The sequence below is a fragment of the Hydrogenophaga sp. genome, assembly GCF_036675665.1.
Classification (GTDB): domain Bacteria; phylum Pseudomonadota; class Gammaproteobacteria; order Burkholderiales; family Burkholderiaceae_C; genus Hydrogenophaga.
Genome location: NZ_JAKFEO010000078.1, coordinates 1 through 9,367 on the forward strand (window position 1 = coordinate 1; position 9,367 = coordinate 9,367).

Here is a 9,367-nt window from a genome sequence, read left to right on the forward strand (position 1 = left end):
GGGTGGAGGTGCATCCTGAGTCGCTTAGAAACTACCTCGAAGAGGAATTGAATCTCGCCACCCCGAGGCGGACTGGAACAGAGAGAACAGAGCCAGCATCAAAGCTGCGATCGTGGCGCCCACGGGGGCCCTCCAAGACGGAACGGCGCAAGAACTTTAGGGGCGGTCGAGATGGAAACGCAGCTGCTTCCCCCGCGGGAAGTCTGCTTTGGGTCGAAAGCGGACATCCCGTGGCGTCGGCTTACTAGGCAGATGCGAGAACCACACCCGGCGAGGAGTACTTTTTGGGCAACTTGCGGTCGAAGTCTGGCGCGCCGTCGTGCACTAGAGGGACATGTCACCTGCCGGGCGCCGGAATTTCTATTCCGGCTACTGGACAGCTAAGTCGGCCGAGCAAGTCGTGCAAAGTTGCTGCCATCTCACTCGCGCTCATCGAGACGCTATCCCAGGTTCGGACTACGCTTCGGTGCTCCAAGGTGCCCACACCTTCTCGTTCGGCGAAAGGCATAGAAGGGTAAGAGTGCTCCCGTAGTTGTCGCAAACGACCGTCAGTTCTTTAACGGTGGCGTTCAGGTCGGCGCTGGGGAACCAAACAGTTGCAGCCAGGGTTTGCCCGATGCGCTCGCTGCCGCTGGCTGCGGTGACGGAGGCCGCGGGAATCTCACGAGGAGCGCCTTTGGTCCTGAAGAATGCGCCATTCTTCAGAGCGCGATCCGATGGCACTGCCCAATTCATGAATCCATCCCGCGAGAGAATCAGCACCGCACTTGCATGCGTGGACTTCACCCATCGCAGTGCCGCCGCGGTGAGCGAGACGCCAAAGGCGTCACTCTTGTCGCTCAACTGCATGACCTACTACCACTACTGCGAAATCGACGCCGCGACAGTGCAAGGCCTCGAAAGGGCCAATTCGAAGCGGCAGTTCTTCGAAACCCGCATTCGCGGAAGCGGTGCGGACGGACCATTCGACTGCCGGACGCACCCTATTCCGAAGAAGTACCGGCAGTAAATTCTTGGCGTCTGCTTTCGGGCCATGAGCAGACGTCACCCACGGTCGAAGAAACACGGGTCTCCTGGCTCGCCCCGCATGTCCTATCGCGCAAAAAACGCCCCCACCAACTTCACCCAGTACGTGGACCCGATCGGCAGCAGCGCGTCGTTGAAGTCGTAGTTGGGATTGTGAAGCTCGCACGGCCCCATGCCGATGTACTTTTCCTCGCGGTGCGCGCCTTCGCCATTGCCCATGAAGAGGTAGCTGCCGGGTACTTCCTGCAGAAAGAACGAGAAATCCTCGGCACCACCGTGTTGTGGCGTGTTGCCGTCCACGTTCTGCGCGCCGAAGGCGTCCTGCGCCACCTTCATCGCAAACTCGGTCTGCGCGTCCCAGTTCACCAGCGGCGGGTAGGCGCGGTGAAACTTCAATTCGCCCGAGCCACCATGTGCCTGGGGCAGCATCTCGGCCATGCGGCGCATGTTGCTTTCGATCTCGTCCAGCACCTCGGTGCTGAAAGTGCGCACGGTGCCCTTGATCACGGCCTCGCCGGGCAGCACGTTGTAGGCGTCGCCGGCATGAATCTGCGTCACGCTGACCACGGCCACGTCAATCGGGTTCTTGTGGCGCGAGATCAGCGTCTGCAGCGCGCCCACCAGTTCTGCCGCGATGACGATGGTGTCTACCGACTTGTGCGGCTGCGCGGCGTGGCCACCAGTGCCGCGCACGATGATGTCGAAGCGGTTGCTCGACGCCATCGCCGGCCCCTTGCGGAAGGCGAAGTGCCCGACCGGGAAGCCGGGCATGTTGTGGATGCCGTAGATCTCGTCACACGGGAATCTCTCGAACAGACCGTCGTTCATCATGGCCTTGGCGCCGGCATTGCCGCCCTCTTCCGCCGGCTGGAAGATGAAGTTGACAATGCCGTCGAAGTCGCGGTGCTTCGCCAAGTACTTGGCCGCGCCCAGCAGCATGGCGGTGTGGCCGTCGTGGCCGCAGCCGTGCATGCGGCCTTCATGCCTGGATGCATGGGCAAAGCGGTTGTGCTCGGGCATGGGCAGTGCGTCCATGTCGGCGCGCACGCCGATGGCACGCGGCTTGCCGCCTGCCGCGGTCTTGCTGCCGCGCAGCACGCCGACAACGCCGGTCTTGCCCAGGCCACGGTGCACCTCGATGCCGTAGCTGGCCAGGCGCTCGGCCACCACGTCCGAGGTGCGGTTCTCCTGGAAGGCCAGCTCCGGGTGGGCGTGGATGTCGCGCCGCAGAATGGTGAATTCTTCGTGCGTGGTGTCGATTTCGGCGATGGTGCTCATGGTGCGGGTCCTTTGTGCTGCGACAGCGGTTATTTCACCTGCGTCCGGACGTAGTCGGCGATGTCCTGTGCCACACCGGCCAGTGCCGCCTGCAGGGCGCCGAAGCCAGCGCTGCGCTCGCAGGTGGCTTCATCCAGGTACAGGCCCCGGTGCAGTTCGATCTGCAGGCTGTGGCGGTGTTGTGCGGGCCGGCCCAGGCGGGAGATCAGCGCCACGCCCTTGAAGGGGTCGTTGATGGCCACGCTGAAGCCGCGACTGCGCAGCGCCTGCGCCACCATCTGGGTGAACTCCGGCGCGGCCGTTGTGCCGTCGCGGTCGCCCAGGACAAAGTCGGCCAGCGTCTTGTCTGTCTGGATGCCCAGGCCCTTATAGGAGTCGGCAGGCATGGAATGCAGGTTGAGGTGCCACACGGCGCCGTGCTGCGCATACGCGGCCTCGATGGCCTGCCGCATGGCCGCGTGGTAGGGCGCATGGTAGGTGGCAATGCGGTGCTGCACCTCGGCCACGCTGAGCTTGCGGCTGTAGATGGGTGTGCGGCCGCCCTGTCCCGCATCGCGCCAGACGAGGCCGATGCCCAGGCCGGTTTTCTGGCCGGGGTTCAGTGGCCCGGGCCAGGGTGCGTCCAGCATGGCCGGGTCGATGTCGTCGACGTCGCGGTTTGGATCGATGTAGGCCCGCGGGAACTCGGCCGCCAGCAGCGTCGCGCCCACCGATGGCAGCGACTCCCACAGCACATGCACGTCCGTGTCCTCGCCCGCGCGCAAGCGCTCGAACGGGATCGTGTAGCCGAAGTCGGCCGGGTACATGGTGCCGCTGTGCGGCGAGTCGCAGACCAGGGGCAGGGCCTCGCCCTCGGGCAGGCGCAACGTGTAGGGCGTGAAGGGTGTGGAGACGCTGGGAAGTACGGGTGTGCTCATGCGGGAACGGCCGGAGCCATGTCGTTCAGGTGGCAGGCGCTGGTGTGGCCCGATACAAGCGTGCGCAGCGCCGGCAGCTCCGCACTGCAGCGCGGCATCGCATGCGGGCAGCGCGGGTGGAAGGCGCAGCCGGTGGGCGGGCGCAGCGGTGAAGGCAACTCGCCCTTGATCGGCTGGTAGTCGCGGCGCTGCGTGTCCAGCGACGGCAGCTCCGACAGCAGGGCCTGGGTATAAGGATGGTTGGGGCGGCTGAAGATGGTCTGCGTGGGTGCGACCTCGACCACGCGGCCCAGGTACATGATGACCACGCGGTCCGAGATGTGGCCGACCACGCCCAGGTTGTGGCTGATGAACAGGTAGGTCAGGGCGAATGCGCGGCGCAGTTCCAGGAACAGGTTGAGCACCTGGGCCTGGATGGAGACGTCCAGCGCGGCCACCGCCTCGTCGCAGACGATGAGCTGCGGCTTGAGCGCCAGGGCCCGCGCGATACCGATGCGCTGGCGCTGGCCGCCCGAGAACTGGTGCGGGTAGCGCTGGCCGTAGTCCGGATCCAGCCCGACCTGGCGCATCAGGTCGGCGACGTATTCGTCCTTGCCGGACGCAGGAACCAGGCCGTGCACCACGGGCGCCTCGCCGATGATGTCCAGCACCCGCATGCGCGGGTTGAGCGAGGCCATCGGGTTCTGGAAGATCATCTGCACGCCCAGCACATAGGCCTTGTGCTCGGCCGGGGTCATGCCGTGCAGGGGCTTGCCCCTGTAGCTGACGACGCCGGCGCTGGGCGGGTTGATTCCGGCGATGACGCGGCCCAGCGTCGACTTGCCACAACCCGATTCACCCACCACGCCGATCACTTCGCCAGCGGTGATGTCGAGGTCGACCCCGGCTACCGCATGCACCACGGACGGCGCGTTCTGCGCACCGAGCAGGTTGGCGATCCTGCCGGCCAGGTCCACCGGCTGCACGAAGCGCTTGTCGATGCCGCGCAGTTGCAGCAGCGGTGGGGCGACCTGGGACGTGGTGGATGCGTGCATTGGTCAGGCCAGCGCGTGCCAGCAGCGCACGGTCTTTTGCGGCGGCAGGTCTACCGCCTGTGGAGTGGTGAGGCAGACGTTGGATGCGTAGCTGCAGCGCGGGCGGAAAGCGCAGCCTTGCGGCAGCTGCAGCAGCGACGGCGTCATCCCAGGAATCTGGCGCAGCAGCGAACCATGTGTCGCCCGCGTCGGAATCGAATTGATCAAGCCCTGCGTGTAGGGGTGCGAAGGCCGGTGCACCACGTCGGCGGTGGCGCCGCTCTCGACGATGCGGCCAGCGTACATCACGGCAATGCGGTCGGCCAGGCCGGACACGACGGCCAGGTCGTGCGTGATCCAGATCATGGCGGTGCCGGTTTCGCGGCAGAGCTTCTGCACTTCGTACAGGATCTGCGCCTGGATGGTCACGTCCAGCGCGGTGGTGGGCTCGTCCGCGATGATCAGCTTGGGCTTGTTGAGCATCGCGATGGCAATGGCCACGCGCTGGCGCATGCCGCCCGACAGCTGGTGCGGGTACGACAGCAGCCGCTCCTGCGGCGACGGGATGCCGACCATGGCCAGCGTGTCGCGGGCGCGGGCCAGCGCTGCCGAAGCACTCACCTTCTCGTGCGCGTGGATGGCCTCGACCATCTGCGTGTCCACCCGCAACACGGGGTTGAGCGTCATCATCGGGTCCTGGAAGATCATCGCGATCTCCTTGCCGCGCAGCTGCTGCAACCGTGGCTCGCCCACGCCCACCAGCTCTTCGCCCAGGTAGCGGATGCTGCCCCCCACGATGCGGCCGGGCGCATCGATCAGCCCGATGACCGAAAAGCCGGTGATGCTCTTGCCCGACCCCGATTCACCGACCAGGCCGAGGATTTCGCCCGCGCCCACGCGCAGGTCGACACCGTCGACTGCTTTCACCACACCGCCATGGGTGAAAAAGTGGGTCTGCAGGCCCTCCACCTCGAGGACCGGTGCACTCAAGCTGTCAGTGGGCATTGTGCGGATTGAGGATGTCGCGCAGGTGGTCGCCCACCAGGTTGATGCCGACGATGGCCAGCGCCAGCGCGATACCGGGGAAAAACGAGATCCAGTAGTGGCCGCTGAGCATGAACTCGAAGCCGTTGGCGATCAGCATGCCCAGGGAGGGCTCGGTCACCGGCACGCCGACACCGAGGAAAGACAGCGTCGACTCCAGCGCAATGGCGTGCGCCAGGTCGATGGTGGCGATGACGATCAGCGGCGGCATGCAGTTGGGCAGCATGTGGCGCAGCAGCACGCGTTGCGAACTGAGGGCCATGCATTGCGCGGCTTCCACGTATTCCTTGGCGCGCTCGACCAACGCGGCGCCGCGGGCCGCCCGCGCAAAGTAAGCCCATTGGACGATGACCAGCGCGATGATCACCTTGTCGACGCCCTTGCCCAGGATGGCCAGCAGGATCAGCGCGACCAGAATGGCGGGGAAGGAGAGCTGGATGTCGACGATGCGCATCAGCAGCGCGTCGATCCAGCCGCCGAAGTAAGCGGCCGCGAGACCGACAACGGTGCCGATAGCCAGCGCCGATGCCACCGAGACGCCGCCCACCATCAGGCTGGTGCGCAGGCCGTAGAAGATGGCCGAGAGCAGGTCGCGCGCCTGCCCATCGGTGCCCAGCCAGTAATGCATGCCGCCATCGGCCGTCTTGCTGCCAGGCGGCAGCTTGGAGTCCAGGATGTCGAGCTTGCCGATGTCGTAGGGGTTCTGCGGCGAGATCCAGGGCGCGAACACGGCCACGGCGACGGCCAGCAGCAACAGCACCAGCCCTGCGACGGCCAGCCTGTTGGCAAAAAACTCGCGGCGCAGGCGTTGCCACGGGGTCTCGGGCGGCGGCAATGCCACCACCTCTTCTTCGAGCACGACGGGCGTGATGATGGCGCTCATGCTTTCGCCGCCTGCAACCGCACCCGGGGGTCGAGCACGGAGTAGAGGATGTCGGTCACCAGGTTGAGCATGACCAGGAAGAAGACGATGAGGATCAGATAGGCCACGACCACCGGGCGGTCCAACGTGATGATGGAGTCGAGCAGCAGCTTGCCCATGCCGGGCCAGGCGAAGATGGTTTCAGTCACCACTGCGAAGGCCACGACCTGGCCGAACTCCAGGCCGAACACGGTGACGATGGGGATCATGATGTTCTTGAGCAGGTGCACCCGCAGGATGCGGCTCCAGGCAAGGCCCTTGGCGCGCGCGAACTTGATGTAGTCCATGGGCAGCGCTTCGCGCGTGGCGGCGCGCGTCACGCGGATGATGAGCGCCGCCTTGGCGATGGCGATGGTCAGGGCCGGCAGGATTAGTCGCTTCCAGCCGTCCAGCGTGAGCACGCTCAGGTCCAGCGGGCCCACCAGCACGGTCTTGCCGCGGCCACTGGCCGGCACCCAGCCCAGGTAGACCGCAAACACCATGATCAGCATCAGCCCGACCCAGAAATTGGGTAGCGAAAAGCCCAGCACCGAGCCCGTCATGATGCCGCGCGTGCTGAAGGCTTGGGGTTTGAGTCCGGCCCAGATGCCCAGCGGTATGCCGATGATCGCCGCCAGCAGCATGGCCACACAGGCCAGCTCCAGTGTGGCGGGCATGCGCTCCAGGATGAGGCCCATCGCCGACTGGCCGGTGAGGAAGCTCTTGCCGAAATCCAGCCGCAACGCATGCGACATGAAGATGGCGTATTGCTGCCACAACGGCTTGTCGAGCCCGAAGTTCTGGCGGATCGCCTCACGGTCCAGCTCGGTGGCGTCCGGGCTGGCCATCATCGAGACCGGGTCGCCCACGACATAGAGGCCGATGAAGACGAGCGCCGACATCGCGGCCATGACGAGCACGGCCTGCAGCAGGCGGCGGATGATGTAGGCGAGCATGCGGCGATGCTCAGCGGCGCATGCTCACTTGCCGAGCGTCACGTACTGCACCATGGTTTGCTGGTCCGCGCGGCCGGTGAACTCGATCCCCTTCTTCATGGCCCAGACCGAGTGCTCGAAGTGAATCGGCAGCATCGCGAAATCAGCCATGGCCGTCTCGCTGGCCCTGGCCAGCATTTCGCCGCGCTTGACCGGGTCCATCAGGTCGGCCGAATCATCCACGAGCTTGTCCATGGCCTTGTTGGAGTAGCGGCTGCGGTTGGTGGTGCCTACCCCCTTCTCCTTGTTGGGGGTTACCAGCAGGGAGTTGAGGGTGTTGGACATCTCTCCGGTCGCGGTGCCCCAGCCGGCCAGGTAGGCGCTGTACGCATAGCTGTCGCGGTTCTTGAAGAACACCGGCGGCGCGGCGGCATCCACCGTGGTCTTGACCCCGATGCGGGTCCACATCGCCGCCAGGGTCTGCGCCACCTTGCTGTCGTTGATGTAGCGGCCGTTGGGCGAACCCAGCACCAGGGTAAAGCCGTCGGGATAGCCCGCAGCCTTGAGCAATGCCTTGGCTTTTTCGGGGTCGGCCTTGGCGGGCGTCGCCAGGTTCTTGCTGGCGCCCAGCATGGGCAACGGCAGCAGTTGCGCGGCCGGCGTGGCGACGCCGCCCATGATGCGGTCCACCAGCGCCTGGCGGTCGATGGCGAGCGACATGGCTTCGCGCACGCGCTTGTCCAGGAAGGGGTTCTTGCCGTTGGTGCCCTGTATGCCCGGAGTCTGCTCGCCGTTCTGGTCCAGCGCGACATAGATGACGCGGTTGGATGCCTTGGCCACCACGTTCAGCTTGGGGTCCTTCTTGAGACGTTCCAGGTCGTCGGTCGGCGGGTCTTCCACCAGGTCGACGTCGCCGGCGAGCAACGCCGCCACGCGCGCCGCCGGGTTGCTGATCGGGCGGTAGGTGACCTTGTCCCACGCGGGCTTGGGGCCCCAGTAGTGCGGGTTGCGCTCGAAGATGATTTCGGAGCCGCGCTTCCAGGACACGAACCTGTAGGGGCCGGCACCCACCAGGCCATTGCCGGCATTCAGCTCGGTGGTGGTCTTACCCTCTGGCGCGGTGCCCGACGCGGCCTTGGCGGACAGGATGGGCAGGGAGGCCATGTTGGTCGGCAGCAGCGGATACGGCTTTTCGGTGGTGATGCGCACTGTGAGCGGGTCCACTGCCTCGACCTTGGTGATCTCCTGCAGGTAGATCTTGTACGAGGACGGGCTGTTGGGAACCTTGGGCACGCGGTCAAAGGTGAACAACACGTCGGCAGCGGTGAAGGGCGAGCCGTCGGAGAATTTCACGTTGGGCCGCAGCTTGAAGGTCCAGGTGTTTCCCTGGGCGGTCCATGACTCGGCAAGGCATGGCCTGGGCAGCATCTCGGCGTCGGCACAGACCAGCGGGTCGAACAGTGTCTGCGACAGCTGGATGTTGGGCGTGAGCGCGTGATATTGCGGATCCATCGACGATGGCTCGGTCTTGATCGCGACGACCAGGTCGCGCGCCACGGCGTTACCTACCAGGCCGGCCGTAGCGGCGGCGAACGCGCAGGCAAACAGTTTTCCTCGCATAGCAGTGACTCCGGAAAGTTGAGGGATTGCGGGATCAAGCAACATGCGCGCCCGCGGTGCATTCTTGCGCTGGCACAGCATACACGCGGCGCCGTGGGCCGTAGCACCGTGATAACCCGGCTGGCGGCGATCGGACTGATCAGCGCCTAGTCCGAACGAAAAAGAACCGGCTGAGCCGGTTCTTTGGTGCCAACGACTGCGTTAATAACGACCACCGCCGTAGCCGCCATTGCCATAGCCAACGTCCGCACGCTTCGTTGCCTTGAACCCGTCTGCACCGTAACCACCCTGGCTACGGCCTTCTTCACGCGGGCGGGCCAGGTTCACGGTGATCGAGCGTCCATCCACGGACATGCCGTCCAGCGCCTTGATGGCAGCCTGGGCGGCTTCCGCGGACCCGATTTCGACAAAACCGAACCCTTTCGAGCGGCCGGTTTCACGGTCCATCATGACCTTGGCGGAGGAAACGCTGCCGAACTCGGCAAAGTTGCTCTCCAGGATGGAGTCGGTCACGGAGTAGGGCAGGTTGCCCACGTAGATTTTGCTGGTCATAAAAGAGTCTTTCTAAATGATGGCACGCAACAGTGCGCACTGGGAAGGCGGGCAGGAGGACCGGGAGTCGGACGCAACGGA

General features: G+C 65.2%; 10 protein-coding genes. 1 reads left to right on the forward strand and 9 read right to left on the reverse strand.

Annotated elements, in window-relative coordinates; genetic code table 11:
• Positions 1-456: 456 nt before the first annotated feature.
• Positions 457-849: a hypothetical protein gene (locus V6M63_RS19260; protein ID WP_332744493.1), complete on the reverse strand. Its 393-nt coding sequence runs from the start codon at positions 847-849 to the stop codon at positions 457-459.
• Here V6M63_RS19260 and V6M63_RS19265 point away from each other — a divergent pair.
• Positions 848-1,009: a KTSC domain-containing protein gene (locus V6M63_RS19265; protein ID WP_332744495.1), complete on the forward strand. Its 162-nt coding sequence runs from the start codon at positions 848-850 to the stop codon at positions 1,007-1,009. The genes V6M63_RS19260 and V6M63_RS19265 overlap by 2 nt on opposite strands.
• An 83-nt stretch (positions 1,010-1,092) precedes the next feature.
• On the opposite strand, the gene V6M63_RS19270 is transcribed toward V6M63_RS19265, so the two are convergent.
• From V6M63_RS19270 to V6M63_RS19305, 8 genes are all read right to left on the reverse strand, one after another.
• Entirely contained in the window at positions 1,093-2,304 is a 1,212-nt protein-coding gene (locus V6M63_RS19270; RefSeq protein WP_332744497.1) for a M20 aminoacylase family protein, read from the reverse strand.
• 29 nt (positions 2,305-2,333) lie between these two features.
• Positions 2,334-3,221, reverse strand: a complete 888-nt coding sequence (locus V6M63_RS19275) for an N-formylglutamate amidohydrolase (RefSeq protein WP_332744499.1) — start codon at positions 3,219-3,221, stop codon at positions 2,334-2,336.
• A complete protein-coding gene (locus tag V6M63_RS19280) occupies positions 3,218-4,255 on the reverse strand; it encodes an ABC transporter ATP-binding protein (RefSeq protein ID WP_332744500.1) in 1,038 nt (345 codons plus the stop codon). Before V6M63_RS19280 ends, V6M63_RS19275 begins: the two co-directional genes overlap by 4 nt.
• Before the next feature lie 3 nt (positions 4,256-4,258).
• Positions 4,259-5,239, reverse strand: a complete 981-nt coding sequence (locus tag V6M63_RS19285) for an ABC transporter ATP-binding protein (protein ID WP_332744502.1) — start codon at positions 5,237-5,239, stop codon at positions 4,259-4,261.
• Positions 5,229-6,161, reverse strand: coding sequence for an ABC transporter permease (locus V6M63_RS19290; RefSeq protein ID WP_332744504.1), 933 nt, complete (start codon positions 6,159-6,161; stop codon positions 5,229-5,231). Before V6M63_RS19290 ends, V6M63_RS19285 begins: the two co-directional genes overlap by 11 nt.
• Positions 6,158-7,135, reverse strand: a complete 978-nt coding sequence (locus V6M63_RS19295; RefSeq protein ID WP_332744506.1) for an ABC transporter permease — start codon at positions 7,133-7,135, stop codon at positions 6,158-6,160. Before V6M63_RS19295 ends, V6M63_RS19290 begins: the two co-directional genes overlap by 4 nt.
• A 24-nt stretch (positions 7,136-7,159) precedes the next feature.
• A complete protein-coding gene (locus V6M63_RS19300; RefSeq protein ID WP_332744508.1) occupies positions 7,160-8,734 on the reverse strand; it encodes an ABC transporter substrate-binding protein in 1,575 nt (524 codons plus the stop codon).
• Positions 8,735-8,935: 201 nt separating this feature from the next.
• Entirely contained in the window at positions 8,936-9,286 is a 351-nt protein-coding gene (locus tag V6M63_RS19305) for an RNA recognition motif domain-containing protein (RefSeq protein WP_332744509.1), read from the reverse strand.
• Positions 9,287-9,367: the final 81 nt, after the last annotated feature.